The sequence below is a fragment of the Exiguobacterium sp. SH1S21 genome (assembly GCF_004337175.1).
GTDB lineage: Bacteria > Bacillota > Bacilli > Exiguobacteriales > Exiguobacteriaceae > Exiguobacterium > Exiguobacterium aurantiacum_A.
Genome location: NZ_SJUY01000001.1, coordinates 631,379 through 647,950, shown reverse-complemented (window position 1 = coordinate 647,950; position 16,572 = coordinate 631,379). Strand labels below are relative to the sequence as shown.

The following is a 16,572-nucleotide window of genomic DNA, read 5'->3' as shown; positions in this document are numbered from 1 at the left end:
GTTTGGTGTTTTCGCAAGTGAAAAGGGGGAATAGACGAGATGGAAGTTGTACATACAGAAACGCCGCTCGAAATCGAGACGGCGCGCTTACAATTACGAGCACCACGCATGAGCGGTGACGAGCGTGTCGTGAACGCGGCGATTCGCGATTCGCATGAGGAGTTCCGGCAGTGGCTACCGTTTGCGCAGACGGTCCCAACGTTAGAAGAGACCGAGATCAATTTACGACGTGCCCACGAACTCTATGTAACAGGGGAGAGTTTTCGCTATCTCATCTTTTTACGAGACACGGGAACGTTCGTTGGCACGGTCAGTCTGCAAGGCATCGACTGGGACGTCCCGAAGGCAGAAATCGGGTACTGGCTGCATTCGATGCATACCGGACACGGATACATGGGCGAAGCGGTCGAGGCGGTCACGCGGTTCGGGTTTACACATTTCGGATTCAAACGGATCGAGATCCGTTGTGAGTCGACGAACCGGGGCAGCCGGATGATACCAGAACGTCTAGGGTTTCAACTTGAAGGCATACTGCGGAACGACGACTTGTCCGCTGATGGCAACCGCCTGACCGACACGGCCATCTATGCGATGCTGCCCGATGAACTCAAACCGTCAGTGACATGATTCGTTGCTCGCCGACGGGACCGGACATACGACGGCCCGTATCCTTAAACCCAACAGTTTTATAGAGCGAGAATGCCGCTTCATTCTTCAAATTTACGGACAAGACGACTCGTTGTTTGCCAGAAAAATGATGACGGACGTACTCCGGTAGTTGCTGAAGCGCCGACTTGGCGTACCCGTTGTTTTGCGCCGGATGATTGATGGAAAAAATCGATAAGAGCAAGGCGTTCGGATTGTCCGTGTACGATTGGACGCGCTCGGTGTCGTGCAACAAAAAGAAGCCGACGGGTATGTCGTTCACAATGACGACGGGGTGCACACCGTCCGGGATTATCGAGTCGATATCTTTTGGCAACGTCGTATATTTCTCTTGATCGAGCGGCAGCGTGAACGTCTCGAGGACGGGCCAGTGTTTGTCTTGAAGCGGTTCGAGTGTGACGGATGACATCGTTATTCCTCCCTCATTAGAAGTATCGCACTTTCAGTATACAAAAAATGAATGGGAAAGGACCAACTATGGACCAACAGATCTCGTATCAACAAAATGCACCACTATCCGACATGTATCAAGCTTTCATGGACGGGTTTTCTGATTACATAATTCGCTTTGACATGGATGCAGCAGGATTCGAATCGACCTTCCTCGTCCGGGATCAAAATCAACCGTCACGCTCCATCGTCGCGTATGCGGACGGACGTCCGGTCGGTGTCGTCTTGAGTGGGGTGGCCCATTCAGAGACAGGTTGGGTCACGCGTTGCGGTGGTCTGGCCGTCTCCCCTGCGTTTCGGAAAATAGGGATTGCCCGCGAGTTGATGCGCCGTTTTGACGAGCAGGCAACGGGGACACGCCTACTTGAAGTCATCCAAGGCAACGACACGGCACTCGCTTTGTACGAGCGGCTCGGGTACGAGACGGTGCGCGAAATCTTTTATTTCGACTCCGTTCCGACCGAAACGGAAGCGACACGCGCGATCGAACCGATTGTGACGCTGTTCGATTGCTATTACCCGTCGGCATCACACCGACCGATCTGGCAAACGGACGCCCGGACGACCCAGCAACGAGCGGAGCTCGTCCGGATCACAGAAGGCGACAAAACAGGGGCGCTCTTGTTCCGGTCAGGCGTCCTCCTCGACGTTTTCGGCCGGGATGAGGATGCGGAATGGCTCCTACGGGCGGCCGCAGCGAATGGACCGATCAAGTTGACGCTCACGTCGGATCGTCCTGCATTGATCGAGGCGGCGCGAACGCTCGGGTTCAAACAAGATGCCATCGCCCAGTTTGAGATGGTTAAGCGCGGGACGGGTGTCTGATGAGACGTCTTCTTCCCATGTTGATGGTCGGTCTCATCGTCGGAAACTTGTTTACGATTCTCGGATTGACGACGAACTTGTCTCCGTCAATCGACCGTGTCTTTCTGTTCGGGGGGCCGGCGGTGACGTTTATAACTGCTGTGGGTATCGTCTTCGTCGTCCTAAAGATGAAGCGAGACAAACGGTGATGAACTATTCGTGAAGTTTGTGAGAGTGCTTGCTCACCGTTTTGAAATGTTAGACATATAAATGAAATGCTTCATATATTGAACTTTTCAGGTAGGGATGCTATATTCGCACTTGTAGCTTTTTATATAGCTAGCGAATCATCCTATTTGGAGGTTTTATCAATATATGTGGAAACAACTTTTACTATCTGTCGGTGTCGGCGTACTCGTTTTGAATGGCCCAGCGTCGGCCTCAGCAGATCAACTTACCCCGCAAGAGCTCGTCAAGACGACGAAGTCTCTTCAGAAGATAGAGCGTGATGTTCACGCATCAAAGCAAGCGGTTGAAAAGGCGGAACGTCACGTGCAGGCGGTCGATGAACGGGCGGATGCGCTTCAAGCTAAACTAGATCAAGTAAGCACTCAGCTCGAAGCGTATGAAACGGCTTCGACCCCTGAAGAGACGTCTTTGTTTAAACAAGTACTGTCGTCTGTCCTTCCTAGCGCGAAGGCGGAAGCGGCGGAATCCGAAAAAGCCGAGACTGATTTAAAAGCGAGAGAAGCCGAAGCTGCTCGAGCGTTAGAGGAATTGAGTGATCAACAGGCCGAAGTGAAGGCCGAGCGGGAACAGGCGAAGGCTTCACATGCGGCAGCGTATAAGCAGTTGAAGGCACAAGCTGCGCAATTAACAGATTTGAAGAAGCAAAAAGCAGCAATTGCACCAGATCAGTTTATGATTCCGGCGACGGGACGTCTGTCACAAGGGTTCGGCCCCGCTAGTGGACAATTCGGCTATACGTTCCACAACGGGATCGATATCGCCGCCAAAGTCGGGACACCGATCTACGCAGCGGCTGACGGCAAGGTCATCGACGTCAAGACGAGCGGCCCTTACGGCAAGCACGTCTTCATCGAGCATGACTTGAACGGACAGAAGTGGACGACCGTCTACGCCCATATGCATAAAATCGAAGTGAAGAAAGGCCAAGCGTTGCTTCAAGGTGAAGGCATCGGCCAAATCGGCAACACGGGCAACTCTTCAGGTCCTCACTTACATTTCGAGGTGCATCAAGGAAAATACGGTTACTCGTCAAGTTCGGCCGGCAATACGGTCAATCCGATGGACGTAGCGGAAGTTCTCGGCGGCACATCACCAATCAAAGCGGTTTATTGACACGACGCGGCGTAGCGTCGTGTTTTTTTGCGCAAAAAAAGCCGCATTGCAGCGGCTCTCGTTCATTCGCGGGTTGGATCGTGATTGCCTTTGGTGTCGGCGATTGTATCCGAGCTTCCGAAGTCTTCGACTTGGCTGAAAGCGTCAGTGCTTTGCCCGGCGTCATCTGTTCCGTCGAGCTGTTTATGGGCAGCCGTCTCAGACGCATTGAGGACATCTTCTTCGACCGGACGATCGAGGTCTGTTTGATGCTCTTGTTCTTCCTGCTCACGTGCATGTTCGATGCAAAGCGTCGCTTCTGGGATGATCTCGAGCCGATCGAGTTCAATTTCTTTCCCGCACACTTCACATTTTCCGTACGTCCCGTTTTTGATGGCGAGAAGCGCCTTATCGACGTCCGTTAAGAATTCTTCGTCGAGTTCAGTGAGTGCGTGGTCACGTTCGCGTAAAAACAGCTCTTCTCCCGAATCGGCGGGATGGTTGTCATAGTGCGACAACTCTCCTTCGTCGTAAACTTCTTCACGATTTTCCAGATACCCTTCGGTTTTGGCTTTCTCTTTTAGTAGACGTTCTTTGAACGTATCGATTTGTTTTTGTGTCAACATACGGTCCACTCTCCAGTTCTGATTTCATTAGTATAAGCATTTCCCATTTTGCGACGCGACAAACCTTTCTGTCGGCAAAGCGGATTTCTAAAGACTTGAGAAAACGGGTATGATGACAATGAGTGTCAATTGTCGTGGAATAAGGAGGAAGCAACATGAGAAAAGTTGAGGTTGTGGAATACGATACAGCATGGACGGAAAAGTTTGAGGACGAGTCGAGCAGGCTCGAACGATTGCTAGACGGTGAACTGATTGTGATTCATCATATCGGCAGCACGTCTGTCCCGGGTCTTGACGCCAAACCGATCATCGATATCATGCCGGTCGTTCGCCAAATCGAACGCGTCGATGGATTGATCGGCCACATGGAGGCCCTCGGTTATCGCAGTTTCGGCGAGCACGGTATTCCGAGACGGCGCTTTTTCGCCAAAGGTGAGGACGTGCGGACGGTCCATGTCCACGTCTTCGAGGAAGGGGACGAAGGGGTCGTCCGGCATTTGGCCTTTCGGGACTACTTGATGGCGTTTCCGGACGTACGTGCCGAATATGCCGCTCTCAAACAACAGCTCGCGAGCCAACATCCGGAAGATATCGAAAGCTACATCCAAGGAAAACAAGAATGGGTGTCCGAAACGGAGCGAGTGGCGACGCTTTGGTATTTGTCCCAGCAACAGAAATGAAACTTTTTCTCGCTTCTTCTCGTAACGATAGATAACAAGTTGAGGGGGGAGATAAAGTGAAGCAATTTCTTGGGAAATGTGTCGAGTACGCGTTTGTCGCGCTCGTATTCATCGGATTATTCTTTGGCTTGCGCTATGGGGTCCATCAGTTCGTCCCGGCAACGGAAGAGATTCAACGTTATACTTATCTCGTCTTAGGTACAGCCGTTCTCGTGTTTCCGGCTTCGTTGTTCGGCGGCTATTTTCTCGCCCGTCCGATTCAGCGCCGGTTGAACGGAACAGCGACGGTCAGTTCGAACCACGTGTTGCGTGGTGATGAAAAGCCACACGGGGTCACGGAAGACCGAAACGGCACGCACACTGGGGGCGGTTAATGATGCGCTTACGCTCCACCGATGATGCGACGTTGATCGCGACGTTGAACCGTCCGATTCACGAACATCATATCGAACTAGTACCAACTTTCTTTGCAGCGTATGATCATGCGTTGATCGAAGAAGCGTTCTCGAAGATGATGGCGCAAGATACTTATCATTTCTTTACGGCCGAAGTGGACGATGAAATCATCGGTTATGTCTGTTTTGAAGAGCGAGTGAGCGAGGCCAACGCATTTCGTCAGGCAGTGCGAACGCTCTACGTTCATCAAATCAGTATCAACCCTGACGTGAAAAGACACGGTTATGGCCGTCTCATTATGGAGCATGTGGAGCGCTTTGCCGTTGATCATAAATTCTCATCGATTGAACTGGATTATTGGTCGGTGAACGAAGAGGCCGCCACGTTTTACGAACGTGTCGGCTTTCAAGCGAAGCGTCAGATTGTTATAAAGCATTTATAGGGTGAGGGGGATTGGATGGACACAGTTATTTTAGTGATTGGGATCATCGGAGTGATTTCTTTAATGTTTTTCATGTCGAACCAGTGGATGGGATACAGCAAAGGCAATATCGTCATGACGCTTGATGATCATCACACGGACTTGAATCAATACGTGCCGGCGATTTTGACGAAACTCTATGAGGACGGCAAGTCGGCCCATTATCTCGGAGACCGGAAGTTTGAGGTGGACGGGAAACGATACGTCCTCGTCGAACGGACCGTACCGATCGGTCGGGTTCCGACCCAGCAGACGGTACTCATGCCGGATAAAACGAAGTAAAGCCACGCTGCCGCGTGGCTTTTTGTTATTGTGCCGGGGGTCCAAAACTACCGGCATGATAATCGCGGAACGCTTGGCGAATCTCGTCCTCGGTATTCATGACGAACGGACCATGGGCGATGTAGTCCTCACGGATCGGCTGTCCTGAGTAGACGAGCAGACGGGCCCGTGACGTCGCTTTGACGCGGAGTGCGCTCATGCTGTCCGCTGTTTCGTCGTACGTGAGCGTCGCCACGTGCGTTTTCTCGAGCGGGGTCGCCAACGTGCCGAGCTCGACTGAACCGGCGAGCACGTAGACGAATCCGTTATGGTTTGTCGGCAAGACGTGCTCGTAGACGGCACCGGCTTTCAAACTGATTTCGCTCATCGTGATCGGCACGAGGCTGTTCATTGGCCCCGTTACCCCGGCGACGTCGCCGGAGTAGACGCGCACCTGCCCGCCGTCGATCGGTACGATCGGAGCGTCTTCGACATACACGTTCTGATAGGAAGTTGTCGTCGATTTAAGCGATTTTGGCAAGTTGAGCCATAGTTGCAGCGTATGGATCAAGTCGTCATCGACGGCTTCCTCGGCATGCCGGGCTGCCCAACCGGCGTTCATATATTGAACGTCACCGGCGTCTAAAATTGAGTGACCGCCATGGTTGTCGATATGCTCGAGCCGACCGTCGATGACGTACGTGATCGTCTGAAACCCGCGGTGCGGATGGTCAGAGAACGTGCCACGCTTGAACCAATCCTCGGCCATTAAAATAAACGGGTCGAACTCGTCTTTTCGTTCCGGGGGTAACACCCACCCTTGTTGGACGTGCGGATAGCCGTTCTGTTTATACGCGACTTGCCAGTGTGCGGCGACATCGCGGTCAAATCGTTTCGTCATCAGACCATCTCCTTCGAAAGCGTTTGGCTCCATTGTCGCACATGGTCGATCTAGAAACGGGTGATTTTGCTCTCTGAACGTGCAAAGACAGACGGCCAGGAGACCGTCTGTCAATAAGGGGCGAGCGACAGCCAGGTGGCGCTGTCCTCGGAACTGAGTTTGTAGTGGTTACCTTTGGTCGTGACATAGACGTCCGTCTTTTTGGAACGTTCATGGAGCGTCACGTCGAACGTTTGGGACTTAACGCCTTCGGCCAAGGTGAATAGCGGGTATGCGGCCGCCTCACCATTCCGGTTGACGCGTTCGGCCCGCTGCAGCATCTGTTTAAGCGTTTCTCCGTCGGCAGTGGTCGTCTGGATGGCGTCCAAATGATGAAGTTCGGTCTTACCGGAGAGCGACGTCTTATGGAAATAACCGATGGTCGCTTCCTCGACTTCTTCTGTTGTTGCTGCGTCGACTTCTGACTGTGTCATCATCACCGGCGGTTCATAGGAGAGCGAGATTGTTTGTTTCACCGTTTCCCCGCCAACATCATAAGACAGTTCCCAAAGAGGGTATGTTTCTCCGAACTTGAGTTCGTCAGGCAACGGATAGACGGTTGAAAGCGTCGGGATGCCGCCATCTGGAACAGAATCGAGCGACCCGTATGCCATGTTGTTTTCAGAAGATCGAATCAAGAGCGGTTGGACAACCCCGTCCATCTTGACGAGATAAAGCGACAGCGTCATCGTCTTCATGTTCGGGTCAAATGGGTGAAAAGATGTCGTCGACGAGTCCTGTGTCTTCACTTCTAGAGCGAGTGAGGCGAAGAGAGGAGAGTGCAGCGTAACAAACGGTGAGGTGAAAGGCATCACTTCGAAAAAGAGATCGTCCTCAAGATTGCTTTTGACCGCTTGATGCACCTCATCGGATCTACTCAGTGAACGAGGTCTTATGGGCTCGGCAGCCGTTTCACGCCGGGCAATCGAGAAGCGCTCGGGATTGATTTGTTTCATATATTGGCTGGCATCGGTTTGGCAATAGGCGTATGTCGCCTCGTCGTCATGGAACACGGTCATGCTCGTCAAGAGAGACGCCGCATCTGACGAAAAGCGTGAAAAACTGCGATACGTCCCGTCATAGACGAAGGTGCTGTTCGGGAGGGAAATCGCACCGGTGTCGTCACAAATCGTATGCACGGCAATCTGTTCCGTTTCGTCGAGCTGCATCGACTGTTGGTCCGGTTCATAATGATAGCCGTCGAATAGGATGGGGCGAACTTTGAGGTCGAGCGCGGACTCTTGTTCTGTGCAACCGGTCAAGATGATTGTCGCCATGAGCAACGTTGTGATGCCGATGGTTCGCACGCCATTTGCCCCCTTTACTCCATGAATTGAGCCTGCCACTTGGCCGCATCGTCGCGGAGTAGCTGGAAATGAGACCCAGTCTTCGTATTCGTCAAAAACACGTCATTTCCTTCATAGCTGACGTCGAACGTTTGCGCACATATGCCTTCGAAGACGGTCAAATAAGGGGTCGAGGCAGGTGTGCCGGCTTTCGAGACGGCTTTCGCGCGCTCGATCGCTTTGAAGATGAATTGCGTATCGTCAGCTGTCGCGTGGCTTAAAAACGGCTCGTCTTTCGATTCCGTACCGATCAAGGCGAGCTCGTGAAAGACGACGTGCCGGCGGTGGTCGAATTGTTGGCGCATTTTGTTCTTCAGGCTATCCCCGCGCAACAAGGTTTCTTCTTTATAGGTGATCGACACGACTTGTTTATGGGCTTTTCCATCGCGGGTGAACGAGAAGCTGAACAACGGATAGCGTTTGTTCGCTACGAGTGTCGATGGGAGCGCACTTGCTTGCCGGGCTCCTAGAAAACGGTCGAACGTCGCGTCTGGCGGTCGGACTACGTCGCGATAGACCTCTTGGTTCGACGAGGTGTAAATGCCGTAGCGCTGTTCGCCATCAGCCGACTCGGTACCAAATCCGATCGAGAGAAACGGCTGTCTAGAAGATAAATCAATAGGGACCACGAGGGTCTCGGCCGTGTCCGTTGACTCGAACGTGAACTCATATGAACCGTTGAACGGCATCGTCACGTGGACGAGCGTTTGCTCGAGAGCAGTCCGGAGCGGATATGGTTCGTTGCCGACCGGTTTGTCCATCTCGTTTAGAAACTGAAGTCGTTCGTGCGGTTGAGCGTTTCGCAGTTTCGAGATGGACGGATAAGTGACGGACAAGTCTTGAAAAGCCGTGAGACTGTCCGGAACGGATGCGACTTGTTTGATATAAGTGATTGTGCCTGCCTGACATTGCACATAAGACTGATTCTCCACTTCAAAGAATGTAGCGGTCGGAAACGCTTCGGTTGACGTTGTCGTCGTCAACGGCTGCGTCAACGTGACCGTTCCGACTAAACGGCGGTCGCCGGTGGGAACGGTCGTGATGGCATTTTCTGGATAACAAGCATCGAGCACGTTCGTCCGGTCGGACTCAGTCATCTCAATCTGTTGCCCAGAAGGAAGCGTGGCGCGACCTTGATAGTACTCTGGAGCTGTATGTAAACGAAAAGCATGTTCTTCCTCACATCCAAATAGGACTGACAAAATGGCGAGCGTACAGAAAAGCAGGTACTTTTTCACAGCGGTGCACTCCTTCGATGAATAACTTTCACCATTTTAGCACCAATTTTTTGTGACTTTAGTCTTAGGAAAACTAATGTGTTTTTTTAATAAAAAAGCGAAAAACCCGCTCGACTTGAACTGAGCGGGTCCAGTTTACACTTATGGATAAGAAATGGAATTTCTCGATTTAAATGTTGTCGATTTTTGACGAATGAACCTTGATATAGCGTCATTGCTAAAAAACGGACGGAAAACGTTGAAATGGAGTATGGGTTTTATAGGTATTTATTGGTTTTTATATTCCTTTAGTCGACGTCGCGACCGCGTGAAGCTTTCAAAATTTCGAACCATTCTTCACGGCTGAGCTCAATTTCAAGTGCGTCGACGCCAGTGCGGACTCGTTCAATTTTCCCAGAACCGATGATCGGCATGATATTGACCGGATGTTTGAGCAACCAAGCATAGACGATTGAATCGATACCGCTAGCGTCATGACGGACGCGGATCTCTTCAAGCTTTTCACGAAGTGGCGCGTAGTCGTCTGCAGAGAATAACTGGCCTCCGGCGAGCGGGCTCCAGGCCATGAGCGGCATTCGCTTTTCGTGACATAGGTCGACAGAACCATCTTCGAAATGTTTCAACTGCATCGGCGAGAGCTCGAGCTGGTTCGTCACGAGTTTGAACGGTAACCGTGACTGCAGCAGTTGCTGTGTCGACGGTACGTGGTTCGAGACGCCGAACGTCCGGACTTTTCCGCTCTGTTGCAACGTGATGAACGCCTCGGCGACTTCATCTGGATCCATGAGCGGATCGGGACGATGGATCAAAAGTGTATCAATCTGGTCAATCCCGAGCTCGTTCAAAGAACGTTCGGTTTGGCTGATTATATGTGCTTTCGTCGTATCGTAATGATTGAGCGTTTGACCGGGGTTGAATGAGCCGGTCAACTTGATGCCCGTCTTCGTCACGATTTCGATTTGGTCACGAAGCGAAGGTTTGAGGCGCAACGCCTCTCCGAATAATCCTTCACACGTATACCCGCCATAAATGTCGGCGTGATCGAACGTCGTGATGCCGAGCTCGATACATTGCTCGATGAACGTGAGACGCTCCTGTGGGCTCATCTCCCATTCGGCGAGACGCCACATTCCGTGGATGATGCGTGAGAACGATAAGTCTTCCGTTAGTGCGATTCGTTGCATAATCGATTCCTCCTAATTGTCTGTCGCTTTCATTATACGGGTATTGGACAACAGCGTCACTTTCTGCGCGCGAGCAGGGATGCTGAAACAGGGTCAATCGTGATGGAATCCGTTATGATAGACGAGAGACAAACGGAAAGAGGAGTTCTTCATGAATCGTTATGAAATTTATGCGGACGTGTCGTTCGAACAAGACGTTCACGAGACGCGTGTCACCGCTTATCACCAAGACCTCGAGCTGCATGGGATCGGACGGAGCGCCGCCGTATTTCGCGTGAAAGACACGCGACTCGTCATCAAAGTGTTCTTCCCGGACTATACTCAAATCGCGGCGGAAGAAGCCGTGATTTATCGTACGCTCGAAGGGCTGCCCCAGTTCCCATATTTGTACGAAGTCGGGCCGAACTATATCGTCATCGATTATATCGAAGGTAAGACGCTGTTTGAGTGTTTGACCGAAGGGATTTGGATTGACGCGGCGTACATCGAGCAAGTCGACGAGGCGCTGATTAAAGCGCGTCAGCTTGGACTGACCCCGTCAGACGTACATTTGCGCAACATCATCCTCAGTCCGCAAGGCCGCATCTATTTGATCGATTTGGCCCGATTCCGGCAAGGGCAGCATATCGACCATCAATGGGAAGACTTGAAACGGATGTATCGGCTCTATCGGCTCCGCTTCGTGCCGAAACGATATTCCGAGCGGCTGTTGAACGGCATCGCCTATTTATACCGCACGTTTGTCAACGATCCGAGACGTTAGTCGAAGGTCGTTTTTCTTTTGGCGATTAGGGAACAAAAGTAACGTATCGTTGTCGTGTCACTAAAAAAGGAGGACGTCCGAATGGCTCACCGAATTTATGCGAATGAACTCGAAACGTTGCATGACTGTGTAGAGACGTGTAACTACTGTCTTGAATCGTGTCTTGAAGAGCGCGATGTGAAGATGATGGTCGATTGCATCCGGCTCGACCGCGAATGTGCCGCTATGTGCTCGTTCCTCGCCGAGGCGATGACACGGGATTCGGCGTTCGTGCCCGAACTCGCACGGGCTTGTGCGGTCATGTGTAAGGCGTGCGCCCAAGAGTGCGAAAAACATAAGCACGAGCACTGCCAAGAGTGTGCGCGCGTTTGCTTCGAATGCGCTTCGATGTGCGACCGCTTAGCAGCTTGAGCGGAATACGGTCAGTCGACGCGGCTGACCTTTTTTTGTGGAAAATGCATCGCGACGTGTGTTTTGAGAGCGAGATACGTATAATGAAGAAAACTCATGAAAGTGGTGTATGTATGATCCGTAATTGCCGTCGTGACGACCTTCAAGCCGTCTTACATATTTACAATGACGCCATCGTCAACAGTACTGCCGTCTATCACTATGAACCGGTGACGCTTCAAAATCGAGTCGCCTGGTATGAAGATAAAAAAGCGTCCGGACACCCCGTCATCGTCTGGCAAGACGGCGACGTCGTCATGGGCTTCGCCACGTTTGGCCCGTTCCGTCCATGGCCGGCCTATCATTACACGATCGAACACTCTGTCTACGTCCATCCGGGCTATCGCGGCAAAGGTGTCGGGAACAAGTTGCTTCGTGAAATCATTCGCATCGCGGAAGCGCGTGACTATAAGACGATGATCGGCGGAATCGATGCTGCCAACATCGCGAGTATCAAAGCGCATGAAAAATTGGGCTTCGTTCATTCAGGGACGATCAAACGAGCCGGCTACAAATTTGGAAAATGGCTCGACCTGTCGTTTTATCAATTGGATTTGACAGGTCCCGAAACACCGAAAGAAGGCTAAATGTTGGTTATCGAGATTTCTGAAATACGGTATACTGGCAACAGTGAATCGAATGGAGGAATCAAGATGACAGAACTACCGAATTGTCCAAAATGTCAGTCGGCCTATGTCTATGAAGATGGCGCTTTGCTCGTCTGCCCGGAATGTGCTTACGAGTGGTCACCGAGCGAGGCGGCCGAGGCCGAGGCCGACGCTGAGGTTAAAGACGCGAACGGGAACGTGCTCCAAGATGGAGATACGGTCACGGTCATCAAAGACTTGAAAGTGAAAGGTACGTCACTCGTCGTCAAACAAGGGACGAAAGTGAAAAGTATCCGCCTCGTCGACGGTGATCACGATATCGATTGCAAAATCGATGGGTTCGGCGCGATGAAGCTCAAGTCAGAATTTGTCAAGAAGCTATGAAAAAACTGTTTCGGTCCGTGGACCGAAACAGTTTTTGTGTTAAGAGAAGAACGGCTTGTATTCACGGCGTTCATGCATGACAGATACCCATTGGAGCGTCGTGAACTCCTCGAGCACCCATTCGCCGTTGAAGCGGCCGAGCCCTGAGTCTTTCTCACCGCCGAACGGCAAGTGCGGCTCGTCGTTCACCGATTGGTCGTTGATGTGGATCATCCCGGTCTCGACGCGGCGAGCAAACTCGGTCGCCCGGTAAATCGAACCGTGGACGGCTCCGCTAAGACCATATGGGAGTTCGTTCGAGATACGGAGCGCTTCTTCATCGTCTTTGAATGACAAGATGACGGCGACCGGTCCGAAGATCTCATTTTTAGCGAGCGGCATGTCGTTCGTGACACCGCTAAGGACCGTCGGCTCGAGAACGTTGCCGTTCGCTTTGCCACCGACGTGGAGCGTCGCCCCGGCGTCGACCGTCTGATCGATTTGGTCGAGGATACGATCGATTTGATCATGGTCGATGAGTGGTCCGACCTGTGTATCGGCTTCATTCGGATTTCCGAATTTAAGGCCGCGGACGCATTCGTTAAACCGTTCGAGGAACGTGTCATGAATCGATTCGGCGACGAGAATCCGGTTCGTCGACATACAGATCTGACCTTGATGGAAGAACTTGCTGTAGACGGCTGACTCGACGGCGCGGTCGATATCAGCATCGTCTAGGACGACGAAGACGTTGTTGCCGCCAAGTTCAAGCGCGGTCTTCTTCAACAGACGCCCGGCCTTCTCGGCAATGCCTTTCCCGACCTCGGTCGATCCTGTGAACGAGATGAGTTTTGGGATCGGGTGTTCGACGATGGCATCGCCAATCTCAGAGCCGCGACCGACGACGATATTCAAGACGCCTTTCGGGAGCCCGGCTTCTTCAAACAATGAAGCGAACAGGAGCCCGCCAGTGACCGGTGTCGCCGTCGCTGGTTTGACGACGACCGTGTTGCCGGTCGCGAGCGCCGAGACGATCGAGCGGACCGCGAGATGGAACGGGAAGTTCCATGGGCTGATGACGCCGATGACGCCGAGTGGCTTCCGGTAGACCCGGTTCTCTTTGTTCGGCACGATCGATGGTTTGATCAGCCCGTCCATCCGGAACGGGAACGTCGACGCCTCTTTAATGATTGCCATCGAGGCAGCGAATTCGCCTTCTGCCTTGATGCGGGTACTCCCTGACTCTTTCACGAGCCAGTCGATGATGTCGTCTTTATAGTGTAACGTCAGTTCAGCGAATCGCTCGATGAGGGCGCGGCGCTCTTGCGGCAGCATGACCGCCCATTCGCCTTGCGCTTCCTTAGCTACCTGATACGCCTTGTCGAGATCGGACTCGTCTGCTGACCGGATTGAGAACAGCTTCTCGTCCGTGAACGGGTTGACGTTGTCGATCGACTTGTCGCTTGAACCGTCTACCCACTGACCATTAATGTACATCTTTGTAAAATCGGTATGCATAACAACACTCCTTTATTTTTTCTTCACCTTAAGAAGTATTCACCTGATTTAAAAAATTAAACCTTTCGATGCGCAACTATATTGTTTTACAAATTAGTTGCAATTGAAATTACCTTCCATTACTATTATGTATAACAAGATAGTTTGGAGAAAGTGAGGTCACGCCATGGCGATGAGTCAAATGTTGAAAGGGTTGCTCGAAGGGTGTCTCCTCGCCATCATTGGCAAAGGAGAGACATACGGGTATGAAATGTCGGAGAAGTTGCAGGCATATGGATTCACGATGGTGAGCGAAGGCAGTATCTATCCGGTTCTGTTACGGATGAAGAAAGAGGGGTGGGTCGAGACGGTTCAAAAACCTCTTCCTTCAGGAGGTCCGAAACGAAAGTATTACGTATTGACGGAAGCTGGGGAACAGGAACTAATGGCGTTCCGGAAGCGTTGGGCGGATGTTTCGAGCGGTGTCGACCGCGTACTAGGAGAGGGGAATGAACGTGGAACTTTCGAAAAAGAGTCGTGATTTTTTAGATGATTTGGCGGTCTATCTCATGTCGAGTGGGAAATCAGAACGGGAAGTGCAAGACGTGACCGCAGAATTGAAAGACCATTTGGAAGAAGCAGAGCGGGCAGGTAAGGACGTGACCGATGTCGTCGGACAGAGCCCTGAGGCGTATATGCGCCAACTCGGGAGCGAGATGGCGTTTGACGTGAAAGGGGTAGTGAAAGTTGTCGGCATGATCATTCCGAGCGTATTCGCCTACATCATCATCGGGAACTTTATTCAAGGAGAGATGACGTTCTCGACGGTCCAACTGATCGGCTTCCCACTCGTCGCCGTCATACTTTTACTCGCCGTGACACAAGTGTTCCGTAAGATGTCGACCGGTTCGTCTCGCGGCAAGGTGAAAACTGGGTTGACGTATGCCGCGCTCGGTGCATTGCCGATGACGCTATTCCTGGGCTTGATGACTTTCGACCTGCTCGTTGAGACACCGAAGATCACGTTTGGGACGGTCGGGCAGTTCGTGTTGTTCGGGTTGGCAGTGCTCACACTCGTCATCGTGTCGGTGTGGACGAAGACGTGGATCAATCTGATTATTCCACTTCTACTGTTTGTGCCGCAATATGTGTTCGCGCAAACGAGCCTGCCGCTTGAACAACAGTTGATTTTCTCGATGATGATTCTGTTCGTCGGCATGGGAATCGTTATGTTCGTCTGGTGGAAAAAGAATCAACAGGAGGAAGTCTAAGACGTTTGTCATAGATGGTAGCTCGATTGTTAGGCATCGCTTGGACGGTCTTGTTCGTCATCGGTGTCGTCTTGGCATTCTTTTATCATTATAAATTTCGAAAAGTGTGCGAGTCTGCTTAATGACGGGTTCGGCTGGGAATAGGAAACTGTACGCCAATAGAGAAAGAAGGGGTTCCCATTGCCAGTCAATCCGACGATTCAATTTTATTTGGATCAATTTAAAAATCAGATGTCACCCACGTATGAGCAAATGAACCCACTCGAGTTAAGACGACAGGAAGATGCAGTGCTGACGAAGTTCCAGCATAAAGAGCACGTTCACGAAGTCGAGGACTTGGATCTCTCGCTCCCAGGGCGTACGCTCCCGATTCGGATTTATCGGTCAGGAGCAACGATCGCCCCGGCACTTGTCTACTATCACGGCGGCGGTTACGTCACCGGCAGCATCGAGACACACGATGCGATTTGCCGCACCCTCGCGAACGAGGCGGACTGTACCGTCATCTCGGTCGGGTATCGCCTCGCGCCGGAACATAAATTTCCAGCCCCAGTCGAAGACGCTTACGATGCACTCGTTTGGATCGGGGAACACGCTTCGGAATTAAACGTAGATGCGTCACGACTCGCGGTCGGCGGCGATAGTGCCGGCGGGACGCTCGCCACGGTCAGCGCATTGATTACGAATGAGCGCGGGGGGCCGTCACTCGTTCATCAGCTCCTGTTTTACCCGGTGACCGGGACCGAAGAGAACTTGCCGTTATCTTTGATTGATTACGCTACCGGCTACTTGCTTGACGAAGGGTTGATCCGTTGGTTCCAGCAGCAATATTTTAATGACGAAAATGAGTTGACACATCCATATGCGTCGCCAATTTTGTCCGATCGCTTAGAACAACTGCCTGCGACGACACTACTGACGGCCGAGTATGACCCGCTCCGTGACGTCGGTCGGGCTTATGCGAACAAATTGATTAGCCTCGGTGTCCCGGTGACGTATAAAAATTACGGGGGACTGATCCACGGCTTCACGAACTACTATGCGTTCGTCCCAGAGGCGAAACGGGCGGTGAAAGAGGCGGCTCATTGTTTAAAAACAGCGTTTGAGAACCAAAAAAATATCCTTGGATAAGAGAAGAGGACCATTCTGACTATTGTCGGAACGGTCCTCTTCTCTTATGAGTGCGCTCGCACCATCAGACTCTGTT

General features: G+C 51.9%; 22 protein-coding genes. 15 read left to right on the top strand and 7 right to left on the bottom strand.

Going from position 1 to position 16,572, the window contains the following annotated elements; genetic code table 11:
* Positions 1-39: 39 nt before the first annotated feature.
* The gene (locus EVJ24_RS03210) at positions 40-627 is read left to right on the top strand and encodes a GNAT family N-acetyltransferase (protein ID WP_131439524.1); all 588 of its coding nucleotides are present in this window, start codon (positions 40-42) and stop codon (positions 625-627) included.
* On the opposite strand, the gene EVJ24_RS03205 is transcribed toward EVJ24_RS03210, so the two are convergent.
* Positions 608-1,075: a GNAT family N-acetyltransferase gene (locus EVJ24_RS03205; protein ID WP_131439522.1), complete on the bottom strand. Its 468-nt coding sequence runs from the start codon at positions 1,073-1,075 to the stop codon at positions 608-610. The genes EVJ24_RS03210 and EVJ24_RS03205 overlap by 20 nt on opposite strands.
* A gap of 68 nt (positions 1,076-1,143) precedes the next feature.
* On the opposite strand from EVJ24_RS03205, the gene EVJ24_RS03200 reads away from it, so the two are divergent.
* The 3 genes from EVJ24_RS03200 to EVJ24_RS03190 all read left to right on the top strand — a co-directional run bounded on the left by EVJ24_RS03200 (position 1,144) and on the right by EVJ24_RS03190 (position 3,282).
* On the top strand, positions 1,144-1,941 hold the full coding sequence (locus EVJ24_RS03200) for a GNAT family N-acetyltransferase (protein WP_131439520.1): 798 nt from the start codon (positions 1,144-1,146) through the stop codon (positions 1,939-1,941).
* On the top strand, positions 1,941-2,129 hold the full coding sequence (locus EVJ24_RS03195) for a hypothetical protein (protein WP_131439518.1): 189 nt from the start codon (positions 1,941-1,943) through the stop codon (positions 2,127-2,129). The genes EVJ24_RS03200 and EVJ24_RS03195 overlap by 1 nt, the downstream gene beginning before the upstream one ends.
* Before the next feature lie 166 nt (positions 2,130-2,295).
* Positions 2,296-3,282: a M23 family metallopeptidase gene (locus EVJ24_RS03190; protein ID WP_131439516.1), complete on the top strand. Its 987-nt coding sequence runs from the start codon at positions 2,296-2,298 to the stop codon at positions 3,280-3,282.
* Positions 3,283-3,344: 62 nt separating this feature from the next.
* On the opposite strand, the gene EVJ24_RS03185 is transcribed toward EVJ24_RS03190, so the two are convergent.
* Positions 3,345-3,887, bottom strand: coding sequence for a TraR/DksA C4-type zinc finger protein (locus EVJ24_RS03185; protein WP_070329283.1), 543 nt, complete (start codon positions 3,885-3,887; stop codon positions 3,345-3,347).
* A gap of 155 nt (positions 3,888-4,042) precedes the next feature.
* Here EVJ24_RS03185 and EVJ24_RS03180 point away from each other — a divergent pair, with 155 nt between their 5' ends.
* The 4 genes from EVJ24_RS03180 to EVJ24_RS03165 are packed head-to-tail and all read left to right on the top strand — an operon-like array spanning position 4,043 to position 5,726.
* A complete protein-coding gene (locus tag EVJ24_RS03180; RefSeq protein ID WP_071398548.1) occupies positions 4,043-4,567 on the top strand; it encodes a GrpB family protein in 525 nt (174 codons plus the stop codon).
* A gap of 56 nt (positions 4,568-4,623) precedes the next feature.
* Positions 4,624-4,941 carry a hypothetical protein gene (locus EVJ24_RS03175; protein WP_131439514.1) on the top strand — a complete coding sequence of 106 codons (318 nt, stop codon included), beginning with the start codon at positions 4,624-4,626 and terminating at the stop codon, positions 4,939-4,941.
* A 2-nt stretch (positions 4,942-4,943) separates the two neighbouring features.
* Positions 4,944-5,405 carry a GNAT family N-acetyltransferase gene (locus EVJ24_RS03170; protein WP_161568728.1) on the top strand — a complete coding sequence of 154 codons (462 nt, stop codon included), beginning with the start codon at positions 4,944-4,946 and terminating at the stop codon, positions 5,403-5,405.
* Positions 5,406-5,420: 15 nt separating this feature from the next.
* Entirely contained in the window at positions 5,421-5,726 is a 306-nt protein-coding gene (locus EVJ24_RS03165) for a hypothetical protein (protein ID WP_131439510.1), read from the top strand.
* Between the two features lie 25 nt (positions 5,727-5,751).
* Here EVJ24_RS03165 and EVJ24_RS03160 read toward each other — a convergent pair whose 3' ends face one another.
* The 4 genes from EVJ24_RS03160 to EVJ24_RS03145 form a co-directional block, all read right to left on the bottom strand.
* On the bottom strand, positions 5,752-6,606 hold the full coding sequence (locus EVJ24_RS03160; protein ID WP_131439508.1) for a pirin family protein: 855 nt from the start codon (positions 6,604-6,606) through the stop codon (positions 5,752-5,754).
* Between the two features lie 110 nt (positions 6,607-6,716).
* Positions 6,717-7,952 carry a hypothetical protein gene (locus EVJ24_RS03155; protein WP_131439506.1) on the bottom strand — a complete coding sequence of 412 codons (1,236 nt, stop codon included), beginning with the start codon at positions 7,950-7,952 and terminating at the stop codon, positions 6,717-6,719.
* A gap of 14 nt (positions 7,953-7,966) precedes the next feature.
* Positions 7,967-9,229 (bottom strand): hypothetical protein, encoded by a 1,263-nt coding sequence (locus EVJ24_RS03150; RefSeq protein ID WP_236637535.1) that lies wholly within the window; start codon positions 9,227-9,229, stop codon positions 7,967-7,969.
* A 287-nt stretch (positions 9,230-9,516) separates the two neighbouring features.
* Positions 9,517-10,413 (bottom strand): aldo/keto reductase, encoded by an 897-nt coding sequence (locus EVJ24_RS03145; RefSeq protein ID WP_131439504.1) that lies wholly within the window; start codon positions 10,411-10,413, stop codon positions 9,517-9,519.
* A 151-nt stretch (positions 10,414-10,564) separates the two neighbouring features.
* On the opposite strand from EVJ24_RS03145, the gene EVJ24_RS03140 reads away from it, so the two are divergent.
* The 4 genes from EVJ24_RS03140 to EVJ24_RS03125 all read left to right on the top strand — a co-directional run bounded on the left by EVJ24_RS03140 (position 10,565) and on the right by EVJ24_RS03125 (position 12,618).
* Positions 10,565-11,176, top strand: coding sequence for a protein kinase family protein (locus EVJ24_RS03140; protein WP_131439502.1), 612 nt, complete (start codon positions 10,565-10,567; stop codon positions 11,174-11,176).
* Positions 11,177-11,257: 81 nt separating this feature from the next.
* A complete protein-coding gene (locus EVJ24_RS03135; protein WP_070329275.1) occupies positions 11,258-11,587 on the top strand; it encodes a four-helix bundle copper-binding protein in 330 nt (109 codons plus the stop codon).
* A gap of 113 nt (positions 11,588-11,700) precedes the next feature.
* The gene (locus EVJ24_RS03130) at positions 11,701-12,213 is read left to right on the top strand and encodes a GNAT family N-acetyltransferase (protein ID WP_071398541.1); all 513 of its coding nucleotides are present in this window, start codon (positions 11,701-11,703) and stop codon (positions 12,211-12,213) included.
* A 66-nt stretch (positions 12,214-12,279) separates the two neighbouring features.
* On the top strand, positions 12,280-12,618 hold the full coding sequence (locus EVJ24_RS03125; RefSeq protein WP_131439500.1) for a zinc ribbon domain-containing protein YjdM: 339 nt from the start codon (positions 12,280-12,282) through the stop codon (positions 12,616-12,618).
* Positions 12,619-12,657: 39 nt separating this feature from the next.
* Here the strand turns inward: EVJ24_RS03125 and EVJ24_RS03120 are convergent, their stop codons facing one another.
* Positions 12,658-14,115 (bottom strand): aldehyde dehydrogenase family protein, encoded by a 1,458-nt coding sequence (locus EVJ24_RS03120; protein ID WP_131439498.1) that lies wholly within the window; start codon positions 14,113-14,115, stop codon positions 12,658-12,660.
* Between the two features lie 166 nt (positions 14,116-14,281).
* On the opposite strand from EVJ24_RS03120, the gene EVJ24_RS03115 reads away from it, so the two are divergent.
* The 3 genes from EVJ24_RS03115 (at position 14,282) to EVJ24_RS03105 (ending at position 16,496) form a co-directional block, all read left to right on the top strand.
* A complete protein-coding gene (locus EVJ24_RS03115; RefSeq protein WP_131439496.1) occupies positions 14,282-14,635 on the top strand; it encodes a PadR family transcriptional regulator in 354 nt (117 codons plus the stop codon).
* Positions 14,604-15,365, top strand: coding sequence for an HAAS domain-containing protein (locus EVJ24_RS03110; protein ID WP_131439495.1), 762 nt, complete (start codon positions 14,604-14,606; stop codon positions 15,363-15,365). Before EVJ24_RS03115 ends, EVJ24_RS03110 begins: the two co-directional genes overlap by 32 nt.
* Before the next feature lie 180 nt (positions 15,366-15,545).
* A complete protein-coding gene (locus EVJ24_RS03105) occupies positions 15,546-16,496 on the top strand; it encodes an alpha/beta hydrolase (protein WP_131439493.1) in 951 nt (316 codons plus the stop codon).
* The last annotated feature ends 76 nt before the right edge of the window (positions 16,497-16,572 follow it).